The sequence below is a fragment of the Microbacterium saccharophilum genome, assembly GCF_007992455.1.
GTDB lineage: Bacteria > Actinomycetota > Actinomycetes > Actinomycetales > Microbacteriaceae > Microbacterium > Microbacterium saccharophilum.
In genome coordinates this window covers 33,780-57,670 of record NZ_BKAH01000003.1, presented here as the reverse complement: position 1 = coordinate 57,670, position 23,891 = coordinate 33,780, and the positions used below count along the sequence as shown (strand labels likewise).

Annotated in this window: 22 protein-coding genes; 15 read left to right on the top strand and 7 right to left on the bottom strand. The window is 72.6% G+C overall.

All coding sequences use genetic code 11. The features are described 5' to 3' along the window. Positions 1-42: 42 nt before the first annotated feature. Positions 43-771, bottom strand: a complete 729-nt coding sequence (locus MSA03_RS04045) for an aldehyde dehydrogenase family protein (protein WP_218028798.1) — start codon at positions 769-771, stop codon at positions 43-45. On the opposite strand from MSA03_RS04045, the gene MSA03_RS04040 reads away from it, so the two are divergent. The 3 genes from MSA03_RS04040 to MSA03_RS04030 are packed head-to-tail and all read left to right on the top strand — an operon-like array spanning position 731 to position 3,362. Continuing rightward, positions 731-1,096, top strand: coding sequence for an SDR family oxidoreductase (locus tag MSA03_RS04040; RefSeq protein ID WP_147049741.1), 366 nt, complete (start codon positions 731-733; stop codon positions 1,094-1,096). The genes MSA03_RS04045 and MSA03_RS04040 overlap by 41 nt on opposite strands. Then, positions 1,093-2,298, top strand: coding sequence for an acyl-CoA dehydrogenase family protein (locus MSA03_RS04035; protein WP_147049740.1), 1,206 nt, complete (start codon positions 1,093-1,095; stop codon positions 2,296-2,298). Before MSA03_RS04040 ends, MSA03_RS04035 begins: the two co-directional genes overlap by 4 nt. Further along, entirely contained in the window at positions 2,295-3,362 is a 1,068-nt protein-coding gene (locus MSA03_RS04030) for a phosphotransferase family protein (RefSeq protein WP_147049739.1), read from the top strand. Before MSA03_RS04035 ends, MSA03_RS04030 begins: the two co-directional genes overlap by 4 nt. A gap of 10 nt (positions 3,363-3,372) precedes the next feature. Here the strand turns inward: MSA03_RS04030 and MSA03_RS04025 are convergent, their stop codons facing one another. Then, a complete protein-coding gene (locus tag MSA03_RS04025) occupies positions 3,373-3,885 on the bottom strand; it encodes a MarR family winged helix-turn-helix transcriptional regulator (protein ID WP_244946312.1) in 513 nt (170 codons plus the stop codon). Positions 3,886-3,991: 106 nt separating this feature from the next. Here MSA03_RS04025 and MSA03_RS04020 point away from each other — a divergent pair, with 106 nt between their 5' ends. Genes MSA03_RS04020 through MSA03_RS04010 form a run of 3 tightly spaced genes read left to right on the top strand, consistent with a single transcriptional unit; the run spans position 3,992 to position 7,784 of the window. After that, positions 3,992-4,768, top strand: a complete 777-nt coding sequence (locus MSA03_RS04020) for an electron transfer flavoprotein subunit beta/FixA family protein (RefSeq protein WP_147049738.1) — start codon at positions 3,992-3,994, stop codon at positions 4,766-4,768. Positions 4,769-4,779: 11 nt separating this feature from the next. After that, positions 4,780-5,772, top strand: a complete 993-nt coding sequence (locus tag MSA03_RS04015; protein ID WP_028496408.1) for an electron transfer flavoprotein subunit alpha/FixB family protein — start codon at positions 4,780-4,782, stop codon at positions 5,770-5,772. 2 nt (positions 5,773-5,774) lie between these two features. Beyond that, positions 5,775-7,784 carry a cytochrome b/b6 domain-containing protein gene (locus MSA03_RS04010; RefSeq protein WP_147049737.1) on the top strand — a complete coding sequence of 670 codons (2,010 nt, stop codon included), beginning with the start codon at positions 5,775-5,777 and terminating at the stop codon, positions 7,782-7,784. 52 nt (positions 7,785-7,836) lie between these two features. On the opposite strand, the gene MSA03_RS04005 is transcribed toward MSA03_RS04010, so the two are convergent. After that, a complete protein-coding gene (locus tag MSA03_RS04005) occupies positions 7,837-8,343 on the bottom strand; it encodes a GNAT family N-acetyltransferase (RefSeq protein ID WP_028496410.1) in 507 nt (168 codons plus the stop codon). Positions 8,344-8,497: 154 nt separating this feature from the next. On the opposite strand from MSA03_RS04005, the gene MSA03_RS04000 reads away from it, so the two are divergent. Together MSA03_RS04000 and MSA03_RS03995 are read left to right on the top strand one after the other, a co-directional pair. Further along, entirely contained in the window at positions 8,498-9,058 is a 561-nt protein-coding gene (locus MSA03_RS04000; RefSeq protein ID WP_147049736.1) for an acyl-CoA thioesterase, read from the top strand. Positions 9,059-9,099: 41 nt separating this feature from the next. Continuing rightward, positions 9,100-10,326, top strand: coding sequence for a hypothetical protein (locus MSA03_RS03995; RefSeq protein ID WP_147049735.1), 1,227 nt, complete (start codon positions 9,100-9,102; stop codon positions 10,324-10,326). Position 10,327: 1 nt separating this feature from the next. Here the strand turns inward: MSA03_RS03995 and MSA03_RS03990 are convergent, their stop codons facing one another. Genes MSA03_RS03990 through MSA03_RS03980 form a run of 3 tightly spaced genes read right to left on the bottom strand, consistent with a single transcriptional unit; the run spans position 10,328 to position 12,011 of the window. Beyond that, a complete protein-coding gene (locus tag MSA03_RS03990; RefSeq protein WP_147049734.1) occupies positions 10,328-10,843 on the bottom strand; it encodes a hypothetical protein in 516 nt (171 codons plus the stop codon). Continuing rightward, a complete protein-coding gene (locus MSA03_RS03985; RefSeq protein ID WP_147049733.1) occupies positions 10,840-11,382 on the bottom strand; it encodes a hypothetical protein in 543 nt (180 codons plus the stop codon). The genes MSA03_RS03990 and MSA03_RS03985 overlap by 4 nt, the downstream gene beginning before the upstream one ends. Next, the gene (locus MSA03_RS03980) at positions 11,379-12,011 is read right to left on the bottom strand and encodes a hypothetical protein (protein WP_244946311.1); all 633 of its coding nucleotides are present in this window, start codon (positions 12,009-12,011) and stop codon (positions 11,379-11,381) included. The genes MSA03_RS03985 and MSA03_RS03980 overlap by 4 nt, the downstream gene beginning before the upstream one ends. 43 nt (positions 12,012-12,054) lie before the next feature. On the opposite strand from MSA03_RS03980, the gene MSA03_RS03975 reads away from it, so the two are divergent. Together MSA03_RS03975 and MSA03_RS03970 are read left to right on the top strand one after the other, a co-directional pair. Continuing rightward, positions 12,055-15,759, top strand: coding sequence for a proline dehydrogenase family protein (locus tag MSA03_RS03975; RefSeq protein WP_147049731.1), 3,705 nt, complete (start codon positions 12,055-12,057; stop codon positions 15,757-15,759). Positions 15,760-15,958: 199 nt separating this feature from the next. Beyond that, the gene (locus tag MSA03_RS03970) at positions 15,959-17,203 is read left to right on the top strand and encodes an FAD-binding protein (RefSeq protein WP_147049730.1); all 1,245 of its coding nucleotides are present in this window, start codon (positions 15,959-15,961) and stop codon (positions 17,201-17,203) included. A 188-nt stretch (positions 17,204-17,391) separates the two neighbouring features. Here MSA03_RS03970 and MSA03_RS03965 read toward each other — a convergent pair whose 3' ends face one another. Continuing rightward, on the bottom strand, positions 17,392-18,117 hold the full coding sequence (locus tag MSA03_RS03965) for a hypothetical protein (RefSeq protein ID WP_147049729.1): 726 nt from the start codon (positions 18,115-18,117) through the stop codon (positions 17,392-17,394). Between the two features lie 142 nt (positions 18,118-18,259). Here MSA03_RS03965 and ddaH point away from each other — a divergent pair, with 142 nt between their 5' ends. The 5 genes from ddaH to MSA03_RS03940 all read left to right on the top strand — a co-directional run bounded on the left by ddaH (position 18,260) and on the right by MSA03_RS03940 (position 23,881). Continuing rightward, positions 18,260-19,138 carry a dimethylargininase gene (gene ddaH / locus MSA03_RS03960; RefSeq protein ID WP_147049728.1) on the top strand — a complete coding sequence of 293 codons (879 nt, stop codon included), beginning with the start codon at positions 18,260-18,262 and terminating at the stop codon, positions 19,136-19,138. Continuing rightward, the gene (gene rocD / locus MSA03_RS03955; RefSeq protein ID WP_147049727.1) at positions 19,135-20,355 is read left to right on the top strand and encodes an ornithine--oxo-acid transaminase; all 1,221 of its coding nucleotides are present in this window, start codon (positions 19,135-19,137) and stop codon (positions 20,353-20,355) included. Before ddaH ends, rocD begins: the two co-directional genes overlap by 4 nt. Before the next feature lie 78 nt (positions 20,356-20,433). Beyond that, complete coding sequence (locus MSA03_RS03950; RefSeq protein WP_147049726.1) at positions 20,434-22,110, top strand: circularly permuted type 2 ATP-grasp protein; 1,677 nt, start codon at positions 20,434-20,436, stop codon at positions 22,108-22,110. Further along, positions 22,104-23,039, top strand: coding sequence for an alpha-E domain-containing protein (locus tag MSA03_RS03945; protein WP_147049725.1), 936 nt, complete (start codon positions 22,104-22,106; stop codon positions 23,037-23,039). The genes MSA03_RS03950 and MSA03_RS03945 overlap by 7 nt, the downstream gene beginning before the upstream one ends. Then, positions 23,036-23,881 (top strand): transglutaminase family protein, encoded by an 846-nt coding sequence (locus tag MSA03_RS03940; protein WP_147049724.1) that lies wholly within the window; start codon positions 23,036-23,038, stop codon positions 23,879-23,881. The genes MSA03_RS03945 and MSA03_RS03940 overlap by 4 nt, the downstream gene beginning before the upstream one ends. The last annotated feature ends 10 nt before the right edge of the window (positions 23,882-23,891 follow it).

Below are 23,891 nucleotides of genomic sequence, written 5' to 3'. Positions count from 1 at the left end.
TACGCGCTCAACTCCGCGAATACGCGCTCGAGGGCGGCGGGGTCAGCGGCCCTTGCCGTGCAGCATCGGGATCATCTTCGCGACGAGGTGCATGTCGCGCTCGCCGCGCTCCATCGTCAGCAGGTTCAGGGCGGCCTTGCGCGTCTGCCGGGCGACGGACTTCGGGACGCTGAACTCTCGCAGGCCGTCCGCGCCGTGGATGCGGCCGAAACCGGACCCCTTGGCGCCCCCGAAGGGGAGCGCGGGGATGGCGGCGAAGCCGAGCACCGAGTTGATCGTCACGACGCCCGCCTTCAGCCGCCCGGCGACGGACTCGCCGGTCTTCGCGCTGCGCGTGAACACCGCGGCCCCGAGCCCGTAGTCGGTCGCGTTCGCCTTCTCGACGGCCTCGTCGAGGGATGCCACGGCGTTGATGACGACCGTGGGTCCGAACGTCTCGAGGCGGACGGCGTCGGCATCCTCCGGTACGTCGGTGAGCACGATGGGGCCGATCTGCCGGCCGTTCACCGACTCCGGGCCGCCGAAGACCGCGGTCCCGCCCCGGGCGATCGCGTCCGCCACATGCGCTGCGACGACGTCGGGCTGCGTGCCCAGCGTCATCGGGCCGTACGAGGCGTCGTCGCCCCCGAGGCGCAGGCGCTGCGCGCGCTCGACGACCTTCGCCACGAGCGCGTCGCGGACGGGCTTCTCGACGTAGACGCGCTCGACGCCGACGCAGGTCTGCCCGGCGTTGCCCATCGCCCCGAACACGACGAACCTGTCCTCGGTCACGGGCGACATCCCGTCGCCCGGCATCGGCTGGTACGGCGTCAGCAAGGCCGCCGTCAGCCACCTGACCCGCACCCTGTCGGTCGAGCTGGCTCCCCGCATCCGCGTCAATGCCGTCGCGCCGGCCGTCGTCAAGACCCGCTTCGCCCGCGCGCTGTACGACGGGCGTGAAGGAGAGGTCGCGGCGGCGTACCCGATGGGTCGTCTCGGGGTCCCGGAGGACGTCGCCGAGGCCGTCGCCTACCTCTGCTCCGACCGCGCCTCGTGGGTGACCGGTCAGGTGCTGACGCTCGACGGCGGCCTGCTCAACGCGGGCGGCACGGCATGACCGCGGGCCTCGTCGCCCGCACCCGCGCGTTCATCCGCGACGTCGTCATCCCGGCCGAGCCGGCGTGGGGCGAGACCCTGGCCGCCGAGGCGCTCGCCGGCCTCCGGGCCGCCGCGCGCGAGGCCGGGGTCTACGCGCCGCACGCGCCCGCCGCGTACGGCGGGCTGGGGCTCGCCCTGCCGGACTGGTCGCCGGTGTTCCAGGAGGCCGGCTACTCGCCGATCGGGCCCGCGGTGCTCAACTGCATGGCCCCGGACGAGGGGAACATGCGCCTGCTCGAGCTCGTGGCGACCGATGAGCAGAAGGAGCGGTACCTGCGTCCGCTCGTCGCCGGCGAGATCCGCTCGTCGTTCGCCATGACCGAGCCGCACCCCGGGGCGGGGTCGGACCCGGCCGCTCTGGCGACGACCGCGCGCCGGGTCGACGGTGGGTGGGTCATCGACGGCGAGAAGCGGTTCATCTCCGGCGCCGAGGGAGCGATGTTCGCGATCGTGATGGCCCGGACGGACGCCGGGGACGGGCACCCCGCGGGCGCCACGATGCTGCTGACGCCCTTGGACGCGGACGGCGTGCGCATCGGGCCGTCGATCCGCACCATCGAGGCCGCCATCGCCGGCGGGCACCCGCACGTGCGGTTCGCGGGCGTGTTCGTGCCGGATGCGGATGTGCTCGGGGCTCCCGGGGAGGGGTTCCGGTACGCGCAGGTGCGGCTCGGGCCGGCGCGGCTGACGCACTGCATGCGCTGGCTCGGCCTCGCCCGCCGCGCGTTCGACATCAGCCTCGACCGCGCGAACGCGCGGGAGCTGTTCGGCGCCCGCCTCGCCGACCTCGGCGTCGCGCAGGCGCTCATCGCCGACAGCGCGATCGACCTCGCCACCGCCGACGCCGTCATCGACGCCGCCGCCCGCGCGCTCGAAGACGACCCGCGCCGCGGGGCCGACCTGTCGGCGATCGCGAAGGTGCACTGCTCCGAGGCGGTCTACCGCGTCATCGACCGGGCCGTGCAGCTGTGCGGCGGCGACGGGGTGAGCTCGGGGCTGCCGCTCATCCAGTACCTCAACGAGGTGCGGCCGTTCCGCATCTACGACGGCTCGAGCGAGACGCACCGCTGGGCGATCGCGCGGCGGGCCGCGAAGGACCGCGCCCGCGAGGTGGCGGCCGGCGAGCCGCGCCGGGATGTCGTCGACGGCGGCGCGCGGTGAGCGCCGTGGCGGAGGTCGTCTCGACGCAGGCCGAGGCGGAGGCACTGGAGCGACCGCCGCTGCTCGTCATCGAGCCCCTCCGTGCGTTCCTCGCGGAAGCCGGCTTCGGTGACGGTGAACTGATCTGGCGCCGGATCGGCGACGGGCACTCGAACGTCACGTACCTGCTCGAGCTCGACGGGCGCCGCCTCGTGCTGCGCCGCGGACCCCGCCCGCCGCTGCCGCCGACGACCCATGACATGCTGCGCGAGGCGCGCATCCAGCGGCTCCTCGCCGCCGCCGGGGTGCCGGTTCCGCAGATCCTTGCGGTGTGCGCGGATGAGACCGTCCTCGGCGTGCCGTTCTACGTGATGGAGCACCTGGACGGGGTCGTCGTGACCGACACGATTCCCGCCGCGCTCGCCGACCCGGCCGGCCGGCGCGGCCTCGCGTTCGCCGCCGTCGACGCGCTCGCCGCCCTGCACGCCGTCGACGTCACCGCGGGCGAGCTCGCGCAGATCGGGCGACCGGACGGCTACCTGACGCGCCAGGTCGACCGGTTCGCGACGCTCTGGCCGACCGTGTCGCGGCGCGTGCTCCCCGAGGTCGACGAGGTCGCGGCGTGGCTCGCGGCGCACCTGCCGGCATCCGCAGGGTCCAGCGTCGTGCACGGCGACTTCCGGATCGGGAACCTCATGCTCGCGCGCTCCGCCCCGGCTGCCGTCGAAGCGATCCTGGACTGGGAGATGGCGACGGTCGGCGACCCGCTCGCCGACCTCGGCTACTTCGTCGCGACCTACGCGGAGCCGGGCGCCGTCGTCACCCCGCTCGAGCTCACGCCCGTGACGCGCGGGGACGGCTTCCCGCGCCGCCGTGACCTCGTCGCACGGTACGTGGACCGCACCGGCGCGGATGTGTCGGCTCTGGCGTGGTACCAGACGCTCGCGCTGTTCAAGGCCGCGGTGTTCTGCGAGGCGATCCACACGCGCTGGCTCGCCGGCGAGCGGCCGGGCGACACGTTCGTCCCGACGCTGACCGCCGGGGTGCCGGCGCTGCTGGCGGAGGCACAGCGGGTCAGAGCGTGAGGTGGGCGGATCAGTCTGCGAGGTCGCCGGATGCCGCGCGCAGCCGCGCGATGACGTCGATGAGGGTCTCCGCGTCGTCGGCGTCGAGGCCGGGACGCTCGAAGACCGCGCTGTTGAGCGCGCCCGTCGCGCGCGCCGCGAGCCGGCGTCCGTCGTCGGTGAGCGCCACGAGCGTGCCGCGTCCGTCGGAGGGATGCGGCTCGCGCCGGACGAGACCGGCCGCCTCGAGCCGGTCGACGGTGTTCGTCACGCTCGTCGGGTGCACCTGGAGGCGGCGGGCCGCGGAGGACAGCGGCATCCGGCCCTCGCGCGCGAAACTCAGCAGGGTCAGCAGCTCGTACCGCGCGAAGGTGAGTCCGAGCGGCTTGAGCGTCTCGTCCACGCGCGCGAGCATGAGCTGGTGCGCGCGCATGATGCTCGTCACGACGGTCATGCCGGCCGCGGCGTCGGTCCAGCCGTGCGCCGTCCACTGGCGCCGCGCCTCGGCGATGGGGTCGAGCGCGACGGGTTTCACGCGAGCCACGGATCACCTCCTGCGATCGGTGACAACGGTAGCCGGTTCCGCGTCGCTCGATTCGGCTGACGGGGTCCGCGCTGAATAGACTCGGCGCAGGCGTGAGGAGTTATCGATGAAGATCGTCGTGCTGGTGAAAGAGGTCCCCGACACCTACGGGGACCGCAAGCTCAACCTGGAGACCGGGCTCGCGGATCGCGAGGCGTCGGACCGCGTGCTCGACGAGATCGGCGAGCGGTCGCTCGAGGTCGCGCTGTCCTACGCGGACAAGAATGCGGGGACCGAGGTCGTCGTCCTGTCGATGGCCCCGGAGGCCTCGACCGCGACGATCCGGAAGGGCCTGGCGATGGGCGCAGCCTCCGCCGTCCACGTCGTCGACGAGGCGCTCGCCGGGGCCGACCTGGGCATCACCGCCCGCGTGCTCGCCGCCGCCCTGCAGCGCACCGGTTTCGACCTCGTCATCACCGGCAACCTCTCGACCGACGGCTCCGGCGGCGTCATCCCCGCGATGATCGCCGAGCACCTCCGGGTGCCGCACGCCACCGCGCTCTCCGCCGTGGAGATCTCCGAGACCGCGGTGTCCGGTACGCGCGCCTCCGACGCCGGCGCGGCGCAGGTGACGACGCCCCTGCCGGCCGTGATCTCGATCACGGAGGCCCTGCCGGACGCCCGGTTCCCGAACTTCAAGGGGATCATGGCGGCCAAGAAGAAGCCGCTGGAGACCGTGTCACTCGCCGACCTCGGCGTCGACATCGACCCGGCATCGACCCCGCAGACCATCGTGACGGTCGTCACGGAGAAGCCCCCGCGCGGCGCGGGCGTCAAGATCGTCGACGAGGGCGACGCGGGCGAGAAGGTCGCCGCGTTCCTCATCGAGAACCGCCTGGCGTGAGGGAGAGCATCATGACCGACTTCGCTGCAGACGCGATCCTCGTCCTCCTGGACATCACCCCCGCGGGCGAGCTCGCCAAGTCGTCCGCCGGCCTGCTGGGCGCGGCCGCGGGTGTCGGCACCCCCGTCGCGCTCGTCGTCGCCGGAGAAGAGCGGCACGCCGACCTCGCCGCCGCGGCCGGCGCCCTCGGCGCCGCGCACGTGCTCACGGCGGGACTCGGCGGCGCCGACACGGCGCTCACCGTCCCGGTCGTCGACGCCCTCGCCGCCGCGGCCGCCCTCGTCCGCCCGGATGCCGTCCTCGTCTCGAACTCGATCGAGGGTCGCGATGTCGCGGGACGGTTCGCGGCGCGCACGTCCTCGGCGCTCTCGGTGGACGCCGTCGGCGTCGCCCGCGACGAGCAGGGCGTGCTCGCGCAGCACTCCGTCTACGGCGGCGCGTACAACGTCACGAGCGCGCCGACCTTCGGCGCCCCCGTCATCACGGTCCGCCAGGGCGCCGTCGAAGCGCGCGCCGAAGCCGTCGCCGCACCGGTCGTCACGCCCCTGCAGGTCGAGGCATCCGACGCCCCCGCTGCCGTCATCGAGTCGTTCGAGGCGGCCGTCGCGGCATCCTCGCGTCCCGAGCTGCGCGGCGCCGGCAAGGTCGTATCCGGCGGCCGCGGCCTCGGGTCGGCGGAGAAGTTCGCGCTCGTCGAGCAGCTCGCCGACGCTCTGGGTGCCGCCGTCGGCGCGTCGCGCGCGGCCGTCGACGCGGGCTACGTCCCGTACTCGTACCAGGTCGGACAGACGGGCGTCTCCGTGTCGCCGCAGCTGTACATCGCGCTGGGCATCTCCGGGGCGATCCAGCACAAGGCCGGCATGCAGACGGCGAAGACCATCGTCGCGATCAACAAGGACGGCGACGCCCCGATCTTCGACGTCGCCGACTTCGGCGTCGTCGGCGACCTGTTCACCGTCGTGCCGCAGCTGATCGCGGCGCTCGAGGCGAAGAAGGCCCAGTAGTCATGGCGACGTACGCGCGGACGCTGCGCCGCGGCCTGCCCCGCCGCCCCGGCGGTGACGCGTGGCCGCCCGCCGGTGACGCGCCCGTCGGGAATGAGGTCGAGGTCGAGGCCGAGGTCGACTCGCGTCAAAGTGCGGGTGTCGGCGCGGTCGACCCGCACATCGGCGCCGGTGAAGTGGATGCCGCGGCGACGGCTGGCGCTGAGTCGCGTCAAAGTGCGGGTGCTGAGGGCCTGGACTCGCACCTCGGCGCGTGTGAAGTGGATGCCGGGGTGGATGCCGCGCCCGCGGCGCCTGCGGCGCCCGCGGCGCCCGCACTGCGTCGAGGCCTGCCGCGTGTGCCCGGCGGGGAGCCGTGGCCCCCGGCATCCGCCCGGCCTGCGGAGAGCGCCGCGGCTACGGCGCCTTCGACCGCTGCTCCGGCGGCAGCCCCCGCATCGGCGACGACGGCCGGCGGCGACGCACCGGCGCCCGCCACGTCGACCGTCGGCGACGCACCCATTCCCGTCACCTCGGCCTCCGCTGACGCGGCCCCGACAGCCCCTGCGGCGCCGTCGACAACGGCCGCGGCCGCTGTCGCCGCCACAGCCGGCGGCGCAGAGCTGCGGCGCGGACTGCCGCGTACGCCGGGCGGTGAGCCCTGGCCTCCTGCCGGCACGATCGCTTCCGCGCGGGTCGCTTCCAGCGCCGCGCCTACGCATCCCGTCGGCGCGACGGTCCTCGACTCCGGGGCGGCCGCGACGGCCGCGACCTCTCCGGTGGGTTCCGCGGCCCCCGCGCCGACGACGGCCGCAGCCGGGACCGCCTCTCCCACCGCCGCACCCACACCCGCCGCCGCCGCGCCCGCGTCGACCACCGCCGCGCCCGCAGCCGCCGCCTCGCCCGCACCCACCGCCTCGCCCGCACCCACCACCGCGCCCGCACCCGCAGCCGCCGCCGCGCCCGCGCCGACCACCGCCGCCCCCGTACCCGCCACCCCCGCACGCGCGACCCCGTCCGGGCCGCGCCCACCGCTGACCGTCCCCCGCACCGTGTGGGCCGGACGCGGCGCAAGCCGCCGCGACACCGCGACCGCCACCGAGCCGGAGCGCATCGGCCCGTTCACGAAGGCCCAATGGGCCGGTGCCGTCGTCATCGGCGGGGCCGTGCTGCTCATCCTCGCGGGCATGGCGGTCGCGGCCGTCCGCTTCGTGCTCTCGCTCGGCGCGATGCAGGACTTCCTCACGACCTACCCCGGCGAGTACCACCTGCCCGAGGGGGCGCCCGTGGGCTTCCCGGCCTGGGTCGGCTGGCAGCACTTCTTCAACGCGTTCCTGATGGTGCTCATCATCCGGACGGGCCTGCAGATCCGCACCGAGAAGCGTCCCGCGGCCTTCTGGACGCCCCGGGGCGACCCGAAGGGCAAGACGAGCCTGACGATCTGGTTCCACCAGTCGCTCGACATCCTCTGGCTCCTCAACGGCGTGATCTTCGTCGTGCTGCTGTTCGTCTCCGGGCAGTGGATGCGGATCATCCCGACGAGCTGGGAGGTGTTCCCGAACGCGCTCTCGGCGGCCCTGCAGTACGTCTCGCTGGACTGGCCCACCGAGAACGGCTGGGTCAACTACAACGCGCTCCAGCAGCTCGCGTACTTCGCGACGGTGTTCCTCGCCGCGCCGCTGGCGGCGGTCACCGGCTACCGGATGAGCGGACTGTGGCCCAAGGACAACGCCCGCCTCAACAAGGCGTATCCGATCGAGTGGGCGCGCGCCGTGCACTTCCCGACGATGCTGTACTTCGTGGCGTTCATCTTCGTCCACGTCGCGCTCGTCTTCGCGACGGGGGCGCTGCGGAACCTCAACCACATGTACGCCGCGCAGGGCTCCGTCGACGGGGTCGCCTACGCCGACAACTGGACCGGGTTCTGGATGTTCTTCGCCTCGCTCGTCGTGATCGCCGGTGCGTGGGTGGCCGCCCGTCCGCTCGTGCTCGCGCCGATCGCGCGCCTGTTCGGCACCGTCAGCGGGCGCTGAAAGAGCGGGATGCCGTCAGGGACGGCATCCCGCTCTTCGGACCCTGCACGGGTCAGCGGACGAAGCGGACCTCGGTCAACGTCTCGCCCAGGAACGGCTCGGTGTGCGTGGCGCCGTCGAGGGCGAACCCGTTGCGCGTGTAGAACCGGTGCGCGCGGGGGTTGTCGTCGGCGACCCACAGGTACAGCGGCTCGCCGGGCTCGACCGCGGCGTCGAAGAGACGCTGGCCGATGCCCGTGCCGTGGAACTTGTCGAGAAGGTAGATGAAGTAGAGCTCGCGCGTGCGCGGAGCGTCGCGGTCGCGCGCCGGACCGGAGCCGACGAAGCCGACGATCTCGCCGCCGACGAGTGCCGCGCGCATCTTGAACTCGGGTCCCTGGACCGCCCAATGGGTCCAGAGATCGGCCAGGCGCTTGTGCGAGACGTTCTCGAGCGCGGCCTTGCTGATCAGGTGGTCGTACGTCTCATGCCAGCACGCCGCGTGCACGCGCCCCAGGGCCTCGGCATCCACGTCGCGAACCGGACGGACGACGATGTCGGTCTGCTGTTCGGCTTCCATGGGGCGACTCTACGCACGGCCCCTGCAATAGGGAAATCCGCGCCGGCCGTGACAAACCCGCTCCTCGGAGCCGGCGCCGCCGTCGGCCGCGGGCTGTCGTCATCCCACAACGGATTCGCCCCCCACGTGCCGGGAACCGCTAGCATCGCGCCTCGTGAATGTATGGTGGCGGACCCTGTTGACGATCATGCGCGCGAAGACGCTGCTGCGCCGTCGCGGGCCCATCCCTCCGACGAGCGTCGGACGCGTGCGGCTGCGCACGCTCCCCACCGACATCGACCTGCTCCGGCACATGAACAACGGGCGCTACGCCTCGCTGTTCGACCTCGGGCGGTTCGACCTGCTCATCCGCACCGGCATCTGGGATGCCATGAACACGCGCGGCTGGTATGCCGTCGTCGCGAACGAGACGATCACCTTCCGGAAGTCCCTCGAGCTGTGGCAGCCGTTCACGGTCGAGTCGCGGCTGTACGGCCACGACGACAAGGCGGTCTACCAGATCCACCGCGCCGTCGTCGACGGCGAGGTGTACGCCGAGATGATCGTCCGGGCCCGCTTCCTCCGCCGCGGGGGCGGTGTCGTGCCGATGGAGGAGCTCTTCTCCGCCCTGCACCGCCCCGACGACCTCCCCCCGCTGCCGTCCTGGGTGGAGGCGTGGGCGAAGGGGGCCGCACTGCCGTCGACGAAGGCCGACGCGCCGAGCCTCTGGGACTGACGCCGCGCGGCACGCGCGGGCCAGGGCGCTAGCGTAGGGCCGTGCTGACGATGCTGCGGACCGCGGGGCGACTGGTCCTCAGTCACGGTCCCCTTCTGGTCGCCATCTATCTCGCCGGGTCTCTCCTCCAGTACGTCGCGATCGAGGCGTTCGGCTTCGTCGGCGCCTACTCGGCGGTCGTCGGCGCGCTGCTGTTCCCGCTCGTGATCGTCGTGCGCCTCGTCGCGCTCGTGACGATGCTGCTCGTGCTCCGCAGCGGCCTGCGCACGCTCGGCGTCATCGCCCCGCTGCCGGACGAGCCCGCGGCGCGCCGACGCGCCTTCACCGACGCGCTGCTCGGCTCGATCCTCGTGTTCGTCGCGTTCTACGCGGCGTGGGGGTACCTCCGCGACGACGCCAACGCGTACTACTCTCGCGTGCTGGAGATCAACACGGGCCTGATCGCGAACGAGAGCATCCTCGGCCTCGAATCCGGTGGGGACGGAGCGGCCGGCGAACTGTCGTTCTCGCCGCTGACGGTCGGCATCATCGTCGCGGCCTTCGTGCTGCGGTGGGCGTACGGGCGGTACAAGGGGCGCCTCTCGAAGAGCGTCGTCGTGCTCGCCGTGTACCTCGAGGCGCTGTGGGTCGTGTGGTCGGCGCTGCTCCTGTCGCAGGCGTTCGACGCCGTCGGCTCATGGGTCGACTCACGTCAGGCCATGGTGTGGCTTGCTGATCTGCGGAACTGGCTGGCCGCGCAGGTCGCTCCGGTGGCATGGATCTGGGATGCCGTGGAATGGCTCCTCGGGGAGGCCGGCGGCATCCTGCTGCTCCCGCTCGCCTGGCTCACGGTCGCCGGCGTCATCTTCGGCCAGGCCGTCGCGCCGCCGCCGGCTCGGCTGAAGGGTGCGCTCGTCGACCGCGCGCGCTCCGGCTTCGGCCGCCTCCCGGCGTGGACGCGGCGACGGTCGGCCGACCTGTGGGGTCAGGTCGTCGGAAGATTCCGTCCCATCGTCCAGGCGATCGTGCTGATGTGGCGCGCCGGGCCGGCGCTCATCGGCGGCTACGTGCTCCTCTTCACGCTCGTGCTCGCACTCGACGCGCTGCTCGGCATCGCTCTCACCCGCCTCGTCGGACCCCAGTCGTTCGCGGAGTTCTGGCTGCCGTACTCGACGATCGTGTTCTCCATCCCGGCGCTGCTCATCGAGCCGCTGCGGCTGATGGTCGTGGCGGCGGCGTATGACCGGGTCGTGGGGCGGCTGAGCGCACCCGCACTCGCGGAGGTCTGACTCAGGGCGCCACGCGCAGCCGGGCGAAGGCCGGCAGGGCGTCGGCCCACGTGAGGTCCACGTCGAACGGGCCGGTCGCATCCGCCGGCACGAGGTAGCTGGTGACGAGCGTGAACCAGCGTCCACCGTCCGCGGGGCACGATGTCGGCCGCTCCGCATCGAACGAGTCGAGACCGAGCTCGAGGGCGGACTCCCGCCAGCTGCGCTGCAGCCCGTCGGCCTCGCGCAGCACGGGCGGCAGGCACGACATGTCGTCGCCGTGCGTGTCCACAGGCAGGTGGACCGTGACGACGCGGGTGCCGTCGGGGGCGCCGGCCGGGCTCTCGAACTCCGCACGGGCCGGACCCACCGTGATGCCGGCGAGCTCCACGGCGCCGGCGGCGTCCGCCGTGACGGGGTCTTTCCCGGAGCCGGTGAGGGCCGTACGTTCATGCTGGGCGACGCCGATCCCGCCGACCGGCACGAGCACCGCCAGCGCGAGGAGGGCGATGCCGTTCCGCCGCCACCACGCGTTCACGGCCGAGCCCATTCCCGCGGCCGCAGCTCCGCCTCGCCGGAGCGCTCGATCTCCGACAACGGCACCGCGACCTCGACGACCGAATCCAGCCGGACGTCGCTCAGCGTCGCGAGACGCAGCACGGCTGTCTCGGCCTCGAGGTCGGCGGGCAGCTCGAACGCGATGCTGCCGCTTCGCGGAACCCCCGCCGTGAGCCCCTGCTGGTAGAGGGAACCATCGGCCCGCTCGGTCGCGGCGAAGGTGCGATCGCCGATCTGGAGCGTCGCGTGCGCCAGGGTGCGCGGGCTCACGCGCGACGAGATCGACAGGTCGACGACGAGCCAGTTCCCCTCCGCCGACCATGCCCCGTCGGTCACGGTGTCGGCGCGGCGGAGCCCCTCGACCGTCGCGACGATGTCGCGGCCGGTGGCTTCCTCGCCGACGGATGCCGTGACGGTGAACGGGGCCTCGCGGGCATCCTCCGGCGGCGTCGCGAGCGCCACGAGCCACGCCCCGACGACGAAGACGACGCCGAGTGTCCACGACAGCCACCGCTTCATTCGTCCCCCGGGCGGTACTCCACCGGCAGCGTCACCCGCGCGCTCGGCACCGGGTCGTCCCACCACTGCCCGCTCGTGACGGCCTGCCCTGTCCGCAGGGTGGGATCGCTGACGGTCACCGTCACCTCGTCGCCGCCGGCCAGGGCATCGTCCGGGACGAGCCAGGCGACGGCGAGCTCGGCGGGGACGCCGGGCTGCAGCCGCGGGTTCGTCGTCGCGTCGTCGATCCGGGCCATCGACGTCAGCTCCGCGCCGGGCACCGCGACCGACAGCGTCTCGCGCATGCCGCTGAAGCCCTCCGGGGAGGTCCAGACGTTCTCCACCGTGATCCGCAGCGCCAGGACACGCTGCCCCTCCGCCGGGTACGCGCCGGCCTCCGCGAGCTCATCGAAGAGGAACGCGCGGTCCACGGACAGCGCGTACAGCGGCCCGATGTGGGTCTCTCCGACCTCGAGTTCGGGGACCGGCTCCGCCGCGGCGGTCGCGAGACCGCCGAACGCCGCGGTCGCGGCCAGGAAGAGTCCCGTCCCGATCGCCGCGAACCACTTCGTGGGCACGCGGTCGGCCGCGGCCCGCAGCCGCGAGAACGGCGACGCGTGCCTTCTGGCGGGGGGCTCCGGCGTCGTCACACGCACAGCCTAGGGCGGCGGGTTCCTCCGTAGAGTTGTCGCCATGCCGAACACCTCCTCCGCGGCGCCACAAGCGCCCCACGCGGACCTGGCGGCGCGAGCGATCGACCTCGCGCAGCGCTGGGTCGCAGAATCCGCCGACGCCGATGTCGACCCCTCCGCCGAACGCCTCGCCGGCGTCCTGAAGGACCCGAACGGGCTGCCGTTCACGATCGGGTTCGTCGACGGCGTCATGCGTCCCGAGAGCCTCGCGGCCGCAGCCTCCAATCTGCAGCGGGTCGCCCCGCTCGTGCCGGACTTCCTGCCCTGGTTCCTGCGCGGCGCCGTGCGCGCCGGCGGGGCCGTGGCCCCCGTGCTGCCGGCACCCACCGTGCCGATCGCGCGGCGCGTCCTGCGCGAGATGGTCGGGCACCTCGTCGTCGACGCCCGGCCGGAGAAGCTCGGACCGGCGATCGCGAAGATCCGCGAGTCCGGCGCACGCCTGAACCTCAACCTCCTCGGCGAGGCCGTGCTCGGCGAGGGGGAGGCGCTGCGGCGGCTCGCCGGCATCCACGATCTCATCCGTCGCGACGACGTCGACTACGTCTCCGTCAAGGTCTCCGCCATCGCGAGCCACATCTCGATGTGGGCGTTCGACGAGGTCGTCGACGCGGTCGTCGAGCGGCTGCTGCCCCTCTACGTCACGGCATCCGGCGACGGCACCTTCATCAACCTCGACATGGAGGAGTACCGCGACCTCGATCTGACGATCGCGGTGTTCACCCGCATCCTGGAGGACCCGCGCCTGCAGGGGCTCGAGGCGGGGATCGTGCTCCAGGCGTACCTGCCCGACGCCCTGCCGGCGCTCCGCCGCCTCACGGCGTGGGCGCAGAAGCGCCTCGCCGCCGGCGGCGCGCGCATCAAGATCCGGCTCGTGAAGGGCGCGAACCTCGCGATGGAGCGCGTGGATGCCGTCATGCACGGCTGGCCGGTCGCGACCTACGGGTCGAAGCTCGACTCGGATGCCAACTACATCCGCTGCCTCGACGAGGCGCTGCGGCCGGAGAGCACGGCGGCGGTGCGCATCGGTGTCGCCGGGCACAACCTCTTCGACATCGCGTACGCGTGGCTGCTCGCCGGCGAGCGGGGCGTGCGCGACGACATCGAGTTCGAGATGCTGCTGGGGATGGCGCAGGGCCAGGTCGAGGCCGTCGCCCGCGAGGTCGGGCACGTCCTCCTGTACGTGCCGGTCGTGCGACCCGACGAGTTCGACGTCGCGATCAGCTACCTCGTGCGGCGCCTCGAGGAGAACGCATCGAGCGACAACTTCCTCTCCGCCGCGTTCGACCTCGTCGACGACCCCGCGATGTTCACCCGGGAGGAGCGGCGCTTCCTCGCCTCGCTGGAGCGCGCCGCCGACCCGGCGCTGACGGCGGGACCGCACCGCACGCAGGACCGCGCGGCACGGTCCGCCGATCGTTCCGCGGATGCGCCCCGGCTCACCCGCGATGCGCCGGAGGAGACCGGGATGACCCAGGCGGTGCTCGGTATCGCGCGCTCCTCGGCCACCGACGCCGACGGCACCGAGCTCGGTGACACGCAGCCGCTCGAGCCCGCCGCGCACGAGATGCTCTTCGGCGGCGAGGCGTTCGTGGAGACCGCCGTCTTCGCGGCTCGCGAGACCCGCACCGCCGCCGGCGCACCGGGATTCCAGAACACGCCGGACAGCGACCCCGCCCTGCCGGCCAACCGTGACTGGGCGCGGGACATCCTCGGCCGTGTCGGCAGCTCGACGGCGGGGGAGGCCACGATCCGCGCGGCGCGCGTCGAAGACGAGGCCGCGCTCGAGGACGTCGTGGCGCGCGCCCGGACCGCCGCCGAGACGTGGGGCGCCACGCCCGCCGCAGACCGCGCCGTCATCCTCCAGGCCGCGGCGCGCGCACTCGAGGAGAGGCGCGGCGAGCTCATCGAGGTCGCCGCGTCGGAGACCGGCAAGGTCTTCGCCGAAGCCGACGTCGAGATCAGCGAGGCCGTCGACTTCGCGAACTACTACGCCGCGACGGCGCGCGAGCTCGACCGCGTGAGCGGCGCGGTGTTCGTCCCGGCGCGCCTGACGGTCGTCACACCGCCCTGGAACTTCCCGATCGCGATCCCCGCCGGCGGCGTCCTCGCGGCGCTCGCGGCGGGGTCGGCCGTCGTGTTCAAGCCGGCGCCGCAGGCGCGCCGCTGCGCCGCCGTCGTCGCCGAGGCGCTGTGGGCGGCCGGTGTCCCCCGCGACCTCCTGGCCCTCGTCGACATCGACGAGGGCGGGCTGGGGCAGCAGCTGCTCTCGCACCCGGACGTGGACCGCGTCATCCTCACCGGGTCCTGGGAGACCGCGGCGCTGTTCCGCTCCTGGCGGCCCGACCTCCCGCTTCTCGCGGAGACCAGCGGCAAGAACGCCATGATCGTCATGCCGTCGGCCGACCTCGACCTCGCGGCATCCGATCTCGTCAAGAGCGCCTTCGGCCACGCGGGCCAGAAGTGCTCGGCGGCGTCGCTGGCGATCCTCGTCGGACCGGTCGCGCGCTCGAAGCGCTTCCGCCGACAGCTCGTGGATGCCGTCCGCTCGCTGCGCGTCGGCCCGCCCAGCGACCCGCTCAGCGAGGTCGGCCCCGTCATCGAGCCGCCGCAGGGCAAGCTCGAGTGGGCGCTGACGACGCTCGAGCCGGGCGAGGAGTGGCTCGTCGCCCCGGAGCGGGTCGACGCACCGGGGCTGGAGGGGCGGCTGTGGCGTCCCGGCATCCGCGTCGGCGTGCGCCCCGGTTCGCGCACGCACCTCGAGGAGTTCTTCGGCCCCGTCCTGGGGGTCATGCACGCGACCTCGCTGGCGCACGCCATCGAGCTGCAGAACGCGGTCGCGTACGGGCTCACGGCGGGCCTGTACACGCAGAACCCCGCCGACCTCGAACGCTGGCTGGACGGCGTCGAAGCCGGGAACCTGTACGTCAACCGCGGGATCACCGGCGCGATCGTGCAGCGCCAGCCGTTCGGCGGCTGGAAGCGCTCGTCGGTCGGGCCCGGCACGAAGGCGGGCGGACCGAACTACCTGATCGGGCTCGGCGCGTGGCGCCCGTCGGCGGGCGGCGCGCCGTCGTCGACGCTGCACCTCCGCGGCCTCGACTCGCGCATCACGACGCTCATCGAGGCGGCACAGCCGTCGCTGGACTACGAGGGCTTCGAGTGGCTGCGTCGTGGGGCGCTGTCGGACGCGCTCGCGTGGGACCGGGAGTTCGGGCAGGTCAAGGACGTCTCGCAGCTGAAGGTCGAGCGGAACCTCTTCCGCTACCGCCCCGTGGATGTCGCCGTGCGCGCGACCGGCGATGCCCTGTGGCACACGGTGCTCCGGGTGATCGTGGCCGGACTCCGCGCCGGCTCCGCCCTGACCCTCAGTGCGCCCGTCGGGCTGCCCGCCGCCGTGCGGCGCACGCTGGGCGATCTCGGCATCCCCGTGTTCGTGGAGAGCGACGACCAGTGGCTCGAGCGGATGACGGCGACCGGCGAGCCGCATCCGCCGCGGACGCGGCTCGTCGGCCAGCCGGCGTCGGTCGCGCAGCTGCACCGCGCGCTCGCGGAGGCCGTGGGCGGCGACCCCGACCTCGCGGTCTACGACAACGAGGTCACGACGGCGGGACGCATCGAACTGCTGCCGTTCCTGCACGAGCAGTCCGTCACGATCACGGCGCACCGCTTCGGCAACCCCGACCGGTGGAGCGAGGACGCCATCTGACAGGGAGTCGTGTCCAGCAGCCGGCATCCGTGTCACAGAAGTCGCGGGTACTGCCGCTGCGACCTGCGGATGCTGTGACGCCCCGCTGGCGTGTGTCACACATCGCGCGGGTCGGTCGGGGCACCACCCGCGTGGAGTGGGACAGGGTGGGACCATGGAGTCCGCTCCACCGTGCCTGAGGGAGCGGACGGGAGCGGTCATGACGGATGCCGGAACCAACTGGGCGGGCAACATCTCCTACGCCGCCGAGCGCCTCGTCGCGCCGCGGACGCTCGAGGAGCTCGCGGAGATCGTCGTCTCGGAACCGAAGGTGCGGGTGCTCGGCAGCCGGCACTCGTTCAACCGGATCGCCGACACCCCCGGCGTGCTGGTCTCCCTCGCCGCCCTCGACGAAACGCCCCAGCTCGACACCGACCGCGCCACCGTGCGGGTCCCCGGCGGACTGCGGTACGGCGACCTCGCCCCCTGGCTGCACGAGCGCGGCTGGGCGCTGCGGAACCTGGCATCGCTGCCGCACATCTCCGTCGCGGGGGCCGTCGCGACGGGCACGCACGGCTCCGGCGAGCGGATCGGGTCGCTGGCGACGCAGGTGGCGGCCCTCGAACTCCTCACCGCCGACGGCGAGGTCGTCCGGATGGCGCGCGGCGACGAGGATTTCGACGGCGCGGTCGTCTCGCTCGGCGCGCTCGGGATCGTCACGGCGCTCGAGCTCGACGTCGTCCCGACCTATGACATCGCGCAGACCGTGTACGAGGGCGTGCGCTGGGATGCCGCGCTGGCGGCCTTCGACGAGCTGCAGCGCAGCGGCGACTCGGTGAGCCTGTTCACGACGTGGCGGTCGGCCGACGACATCGATCAGGTCTGGGTGAAGACGCGCGGCGCGGCGCCCGACCTCCGCGCCATCGGGGGTGCGCCGGCGGACGGCCCGCGGCATCCGCTCCCGGGCATCGATCCCGCCCCGTGCACCGTGCAGGGCGGGGTGCCGGGCCCGTGGTACGACCGGCTGCCGCACTTCCGCCTCGCCTTCACCCCCTCGGCGGGGGAGGAGCTGCAGAGCGAGTACCTCGTGCCGCGAGCCGACGCCCCGGCCGCGATCGCCGCGCTGCGGGCGCTCGCGCCACGCATCGCACCCCTCCTGCAGGTGTGCGAGGTCCGCACGATCGCGGCCGATCGACTGTGGCTGAGCCCCGCGTACGAGGCGGACTCCCTCGCGCTGCACTTCACGTGGCTGCTCGACGAGGCGGGGGTGACCGCCCTCCTGCCCGAGCTGGAAGCAGCCCTGCCGCGCACGGCGCGACCGCACTGGGGCAAGGTGTTCACGATGCCCAGCGCCGAGATCGCCGCCCGCTACCCGCGCTGGGTTGACTTCTCCGGACTCCGGGACCGGCTCGACCCGCAGCGGCGCTTCGGGAACGCGTTCCTCGACGATCTGGGACTCGGTTAGAGAAACAATTTATCTTTCTGGACCGCGGGTACATGCCCTGCGGAGTATGGACGATGGAGCGCCACTGGGGGGTGCTCCACAGAGGCCATTCCAGCTCGGCGGAAGCCGATGGCCGAACCACCGACACGCCGGGGGGAGTGTCGCTCCGGGGTCGAGATCACCGTGTCTCGGTCCCGGAGACCCCGCCGTCAGGCGTCGCCCGGCGCCGCGTCGGCTGCGACCATGAACTCGTTGACGAGTGCGCGCATCCCGAGCGCGAACAGCGTCCAACGTCCCGTCGGCGCCTCGTCCTCAGGAGTGAAGTCGAACGTCGGGTGATCGATGCCCTCGATCGCGCGCACCGCGAAGCCTTCGCCCATCGCGCCCATGGCCTCCGCGAAATCGCGGACGGACAGGCCGGTCTTCATCCGCATCCCGTAGGCCTCCATGAGCGAGCCGACGAAATCGGCGAACGCCGCCATCGACTCGCGATGCCGTTCCCGCCCGGCCTCCTTGAGCTGAGGCCACGTGTCCGCCGTCGTGCGCAGAGCGAGCGCGATCAGGAACGACTGCGCTTCGCGCGCCTCGGCCTCATCGTGCGTCTCGAACGTCGTGCTCCGCACGTGCGACAGGGCTGCCGCCCGGATGACCTCGTCACCCGGCGCGCCTTCCCGGACGAGATCCTCCACCGCCGCGCGCACGAAATCGGTCGGCCCGGCGACCCGCATCCGCACCATCGCCACCGCGAGGTCGCGCTGGTAGTCGGTCTGATCGCCCCACAGGCGGTAGGCGGCACCGGTCGTGAGGCCCGCGCGACGCAGCACGTCCTGCAGGCGGATGTGCTGGACGCCGGCGCTCACGCCCCGCTCCAGCAGCATCTGCATCCCGACGCGCAGCAGCAGAGACTTCGTCTCTTCTCCCGTGCGGCGGCTCACGAGAAGAAATCTACTCACATCGATCCGGGCCGCCGGGAGGCGCGTCTGGCACAATGGATGCCGGCGTGCCCGAGTCGTCGGCTTCCCACAGCTCCGCCGGGCCTCTGGACAGCGTCCGCCGCCCCTTCCGACGAGGAGCGAGATGTCCACGCAGAACCCCGCCGCCGCAACCACGGCCGCCCCCGCCCGCATCCAACAGCGCCGCCGGTATCTCATGTGCCGTCCCGAGCACTTCACGGTGAGCTACCGCATCAACCCGTGGATGGAGCCGGCGAAGCCCACCGACACCGCCAAGGCCGTCGCGCAGTGGCAGACGCTCCACGACGCCTACGTCGCGCTCGGGCACGACGTCGAGCTCATCGACCCCGTGCCGGGACTTCCCGACATGGTCTACACCGCCAACGGCGGGTTCATCATCGACGGCCGCGCCCTGGGCGTGAAGTTCCGCGTCGATGAGCGCCGCGGGGAGGAGCAGCCCTTCATGGACTGGTTCGCCGCGAACGGCTTCGAGGTCATCCAGCCCGTCGAGGTGCAGGAGGGCGAGGGCGACTTCCTGCTCGTCGGCGACGTGATCCTCGCCGGCACCGGATTCCGCTCGGTCGGCGACAGCCACCGGGAGATCGGAGACGTGTTCGGCAAGGAGGTCGTCTCGCTGCGGCTCATCGACCCGCGCTTCTACCACCTCGACACCGCGATCGCCGTGCTGGACCCCGTCGAGGGCTCCGGCGGCGCGGAGCGCGCGAACATCGCCTACCTCCCGTCCGCGTTCGACGAGGAGTCCCAGCGGATCCTCGCCCAGCGCTACCCCGACGCCATCCGCGTCTCGGACGAGGACGGCGCCGTCTTCGGCCTGAACTCCGCCAGCGACGGCCTGAACGTCTTCATCTCGCCGCGCGCGAAGGGCTTCGAAGCCCAGCTGCGCGAGCGAGGGTACAACCCGGTCCTCATCGACCTGTCCGAGCTCCTGCTCGGCGGCGGCGGGATCAAGTGCTGCACGCTCGAACTGCGAGGTAACCGATGACCGCTCCGCTCCTGGATGCCGCCAGCGCCGGCATCATCGCCGCCGAAGAGACGCACGTCGCCCACAACTACCACCCCCTCCCCGTCGTCATCGCACGCGGCGAGGGCTCGTGGGTCACCGATGTCGAGGGCAAGCGGTACCTCGACCTGCTCTCGGCGTACTCCGCCCTCAACTTCGGCCACCGGCATCCCGCCCTCGTCGCCGCCGCGACCGCGCAGCTCGGACGCCTCACACTCACGAGCCGCGCCTTCCACAACGACCAGCTCGGCGCCTTCGCCGCCGCGCTCGCCGACCTGTGCGGCAAAGACCTCGTGCTGCCGATGAACACCGGGGCCGAAGCCGTCGAGACCGGCATCAAGGTCGCCCGCGCGTGGGCCTACCGCGTCAAGGGCGTGAGGCCGGATGCCGCCACGATCGTCGTCGCGAACGGCAACTTCCACGGCCGCACCACGACGATCGTCGGCTTCAGCGACGACCCGAGCGCCCGCGACGACTTCGGCCCCTACGCCGCCGGCTTCGTATCGGTCGCCTTCGGCGACGCCGCCGCGGTCGAGGCCGCGATCGACGAGAACACCGCCGCTGTCCTCGTCGAGCCCATTCAGGGCGAGGCGGGCGTCGTGATCCCGCCGGAGGGGTACCTGCGGGCCGTCCGGGAGATCTGCGACCGCCACAACGTCCTGTTCGTCGCGGATGAGATCCAGTCCGGCCTCGCCCGCGTCGGCACGACCTTCGCGTGCGACCGGGAGGGAGTCGTCCCCGACGTCTACCTGCTCGGCAAGGCGCTCGGCGGCGGCATCCTGCCCCTGTCGGCGGTCGTTGCGAACGAGGACGTCCTCGGCGTCATCCGCCCCGGCGAGCACGGCTCGACCTTCGGCGGCAACCCGCTCGCCGCGGCCGTCGGCCTGCAGGTCGTGGAGATGCTGGCCTCCGGCGAGTTCCAGACCCGCGCGCAGGCGCTCGGCGACCACCTCGCCGTCAAGCTCCGCGAGCTCATCGGCCACGGCGTGACCGAGGTCCGCGTCGCGGGTCTCTGGGCGGGCGTCGACATCGACCCCGCCATGGGCACCGGCCGGGAGATCGCGGAACGGCTGCTGGCCCGCGGCGTGCTCGTCAAGGACACGCACGGGCACACCATCCGCATCGCGCCGCCACTCGTCATCCGCGGCACGGAGCTGGACTGGGCGGTCGAGCAGCTGCGGGTCGTCCTCGAAGGCTGAACCGCCCCCGCGGCGTCGTGCCCGAGCCGGAGCGCACCGAAACACTCCGGCAACACGCGCCCGGCTAGGCTCGACGGCATGGGCGACCTGTTCGACGGATACGGCTCCACACTGGCGCCGCGCAAGACCTCATCCGGCGTGCCGGCGTTCGACGAGATGTTCGGGGCACCCGCCCATCCGGGTGCCGCGGCCGAGTCGCGCGACGCGTACCGCGAGCTCTACCAGGCCCTCGCGCAGATGACGCAGGAGGAGCTCCGCGGCCGCACCGAGTCGCTCGCGAGCTCCTATCTCGCGCAGGGCGTGACGTTCGACTTCGCCGGCGAGGAGCGCCCCTTCCCGCTGGATGCCGTGCCCCGCGTCATCGAGTACGACGAGTGGTCGCGGGTGGAGAAGGGCGTGCAGCAGCGCGTCCGGGCGCTCGAGGCGTTCCTCGACGACGCGTACGGGCACCAGCACTGCGTGCGCGACGGGGTGCTGCCGGCCAAGCTCATCGCGTCGTCGCAGTACTTCTACCGGCAGGCCGCCGGCATCCGCTCCGCCAACGGCGTGCGCATCCAGGTCGCCGGGATCGACCTCATCCGCGACGAGCACGGCGAGATGCGTGTGCTCGAGGACAACGTGCGGGTGCCCTCCGGCGTCAGCTACGTCATCTCGAACCGCCGGGTGATGGCCCAGACCCTGCCGGAGCTGTTCGTCTCCATGCGGGTGCGCCCCGTGGGCGACTACCCCAACAAGCTGCTGCAGGCGCTGCGCGCGTCGGCTCCTCCGGGCGTCGAAGACCCCAACGTCGTCGTGCTGACGCCGGGGGTCTACAACTCGGCGTACTTCGAGCACACGCTGCTCGCCCGCCTCATGGGCGTGGAGCTCGTCGAGGGCCGTGACCTGCAGTGCGTGGGTGGGAAGGTCTTCATGCGCACGACCCGCGGGCCGCAGCGCGTCGACGTCATCTACCGCCGGGTGGACGACGACTTCCTGGACCCGCTGCAGTTCCGCGCCGACTCGATGCTCGGCGCGCCGGGTCTCATGCTCGCGGCGCGCCTCGGCAACGTGACCATCGCCAACGCCGTGGGCAACGGCGTCGCCGACGACAAGCTCCTCTACACCTACGTCCCCGACCTCATCCGGTACTACCTGGCCGAGGAGCCCATCCTCAAGAACGTCGACACGTGGCGGCTCGAGGACCCGGGTGCGCTCGAGGAGGTGCTCGACCGGCTCGACGAGCTCGTCGTGAAGCCCGTCGACGGGTCCGGTGGCAAGGGCCTCGTCGTCGGTCCGGACGCCTCACGGGCCGAACTCGACCAGCTCCGCACCCGGCTGCGCGCCGACCCGCGCGGCTGGATCGCTCAGCCCGTCGTCATGCTCTCCACGATCCCCACCCTCGTCGAGGACGGGATGCGCCCCCGGCACGCCGACCTCCGCCCGTTCGCCGTCAACAACGGCGACGAGGTGTGGGTGCTCCCCGGTGGCCTGACCCGCGTCGCGCTGCCCGAAGGCCAGCTCGTGGTCAACTCCAGTCAGGGCGGCGGCTCCAAGGACACGTGGATCGTGGGCGGCGCGGCGCCCCGGCACGTCGAGTACGGCCAGGGCGACGGACTTCCCGGCCTCGTGGCCGATCAGGCATCCGTCACGGGCACCATCTCGATCGTCTACGACCCGCAGCACGAGCCCGACCATTCGCCGCAGGATCACCCGCGCCCGCACACCGAGCAGCAGGAGCAGCAGCAGCAGACCGGCGAGGAGGCGACGCCATGCTGAGCCGGATCGCCGAATCGCTGTTCTGGATCGGACGCTACATCGAGCGCTCCGACGGCACGGCCCGCATCCTCGACGTCCATCTGCAGCTGCTCCTCGAGGATCCCTGGATCGACGAGGACACCGCCTGCCGCTCGCTCATGGGCGTCATGGGCTCGTTCCCCGCCGAGGACGAGCTCGCCCGCGTGACGCGCAGCGACGTGCTCAAGCGCCTCGCCGTGGACCGGACCAACCCGTCGAGCATCGCGTACGCGCTGCAGTCGGCGCGGGAGAACGCCCGCCGCGCGCGCGAGATCGTCTCGACCGAGCTGTGGGAGACGCTGAACACCACCTACTCCCGGATGCCGCGACGGCTCAACGACGAGAAGGTGCACGAGTTCTTCCAGTGGGTGCGCGAGCGCTCGGCCCTCGCGATCGGCATCACCGACTCGACCACCAGCCGCGACGAGTCGTGGCAGTTCTTCACGCTCGGGCGATCCATCGAGCGCACCGACATGACGGCGCGCCTGCTCGCCACCCGTTCGCTGACCGAGGCGTCCGGTCCGTCCTGGACCACCATCCTGCGCTCCTGCGGCGCGTACGAGGCGTACCTGCGCACCTACCGGGGGATGCCGAGCGCCAGCAACGCCGCCGAGTTCCTCCTCCTCGACCGCCTGTTCCCGCGCTCGATCATCCACTCCATCCAGCGCGCGGAGGAGTGCATGAGCGCGATCGACCCCGTGGCCGACCGCGTCGGCCACTCCAACGCCGTGCTGCGCGCGCTCGGCCGCATCCGCAACGACCTGGAGTACCGCCCGATCACCGAGATCATCTCCGAGCTGCCCGAGCACATGGAGCAGGTCCAGAAGGTCACTCGCGAGGCGTCGGAGGCGATCCGCGGCCGGTTCTTCCCCACGCACGCCGAGCCGAGCTGGATCGGAGAGACCTCATGAAGCGCCTGCGGATCGAGCACGCCACCGGGTTCGCCTACCAGGGCGACGTGGGCGCGTCCTACAACGAGGCGCGGATGCTGCCCAGCTCGACGGACAGCCAGTTCGTGCTCAGCTCGCAGCTGGACATCGAGCCGTCCACGAGCGTCAACCAGTACCTCGACTACTTCGGCACCCGCGTCGCCGCGTTCGACGTCATGGCCGGCCACGCTGCGCTGAACATCACGGCGCGGTCGCTCGTCGAGGTGCGCCCGCGTCCGCTCGCCCACGGGGACATGAGCTGGGACGGTCTCGCGCGGGAAGCCGAGCGCTCGATCTCGACCGTGGAGATGATGACCCAGACGCCGCGCACGGGGGTCCACCCCGAGGTCGCGGAGCTCGCCCGGTCGATCGCTGCCGAGCATGACACCCCGAGCCGCGCCGCCCTCGCGATCGCGTCCGCGATCGGCGAGGCCGTCGAGTACATGCACGGGATCACCGGCGTGCATTCCACGGCCAGCGAGGCGTGGGAGGAGCGCAAGGGCGTCTGCCAGGACATGGCGCACATCACCCTGTCGGCGCTCCGGTCCGTCGGCATCCCCGCCCGCTACGTCTCCGGCTACCTCCACCCGCAGGCCGACGCGGAGGTCGGCGTGCCGGTGTCCGGCGAATCGCACGCCTGGGTCGAGTGGTTCGCGGGGGACTGGCAGGGCTTCGACCCGACGAACGGCACGGAGATCTGCGACCGGCACGTCATGGTCGGCCGCGGGCGCGACTACAACGACGTCCCACCGCTGCGCGGCGTCTACGCCGGCCCGTTCAAGAGCAATCTGCACGTGAAGGTCACGATCACGCGGGAGGCCTGAGCCCCGGGGC

Excerpts from the sequence above, each read along its gene's own strand:
- MSA03_RS04010 (WP_147049737.1), top strand. The coding sequence starts at position 5,775 with ATGGCGACGTACGCGCGGACGCTGCGCCGCGGCCTGCCCCGCCGCCCC.
- MSA03_RS03945 (WP_147049725.1), top strand. The coding sequence starts at position 22,104 with ATGCTGAGCCGGATCGCCGAATCGCTGTTCTGGATCGGACGCTACATC.
- MSA03_RS03975 (WP_147049731.1), top strand. The coding sequence starts at position 12,055 with ATGCCGAACACCTCCTCCGCGGCGCCACAAGCGCCCCACGCGGACCTG.
- ddaH (WP_147049728.1), top strand. The coding sequence starts at position 18,260 with ATGTCCACGCAGAACCCCGCCGCCGCAACCACGGCCGCCCCCGCCCGC.
- MSA03_RS04035 (WP_147049740.1), top strand. The coding sequence starts at position 1,093 with ATGACCGCGGGCCTCGTCGCCCGCACCCGCGCGTTCATCCGCGACGTC.
- MSA03_RS04015 (WP_028496408.1), top strand. The coding sequence starts at position 4,780 with ATGACCGACTTCGCTGCAGACGCGATCCTCGTCCTCCTGGACATCACC.
- MSA03_RS03970 (WP_147049730.1), top strand. The coding sequence starts at position 15,959 with ATGACGGATGCCGGAACCAACTGGGCGGGCAACATCTCCTACGCCGCC.
- rocD (WP_147049727.1), top strand. The coding sequence starts at position 19,135 with ATGACCGCTCCGCTCCTGGATGCCGCCAGCGCCGGCATCATCGCCGCC.
- MSA03_RS03950 (WP_147049726.1), top strand. The coding sequence starts at position 20,434 with ATGGGCGACCTGTTCGACGGATACGGCTCCACACTGGCGCCGCGCAAG.
- MSA03_RS03940 (WP_147049724.1), top strand. The coding sequence starts at position 23,036 with ATGAAGCGCCTGCGGATCGAGCACGCCACCGGGTTCGCCTACCAGGGC.
- MSA03_RS04020 (WP_147049738.1), top strand. The coding sequence starts at position 3,992 with ATGAAGATCGTCGTGCTGGTGAAAGAGGTCCCCGACACCTACGGGGAC.
- MSA03_RS03985 (WP_147049733.1), bottom strand. The coding sequence starts at position 11,382 with ATGAAGCGGTGGCTGTCGTGGACACTCGGCGTCGTCTTCGTCGTCGGG.
- MSA03_RS04005 (WP_028496410.1), bottom strand. The coding sequence starts at position 8,343 with ATGGAAGCCGAACAGCAGACCGACATCGTCGTCCGTCCGGTTCGCGAC.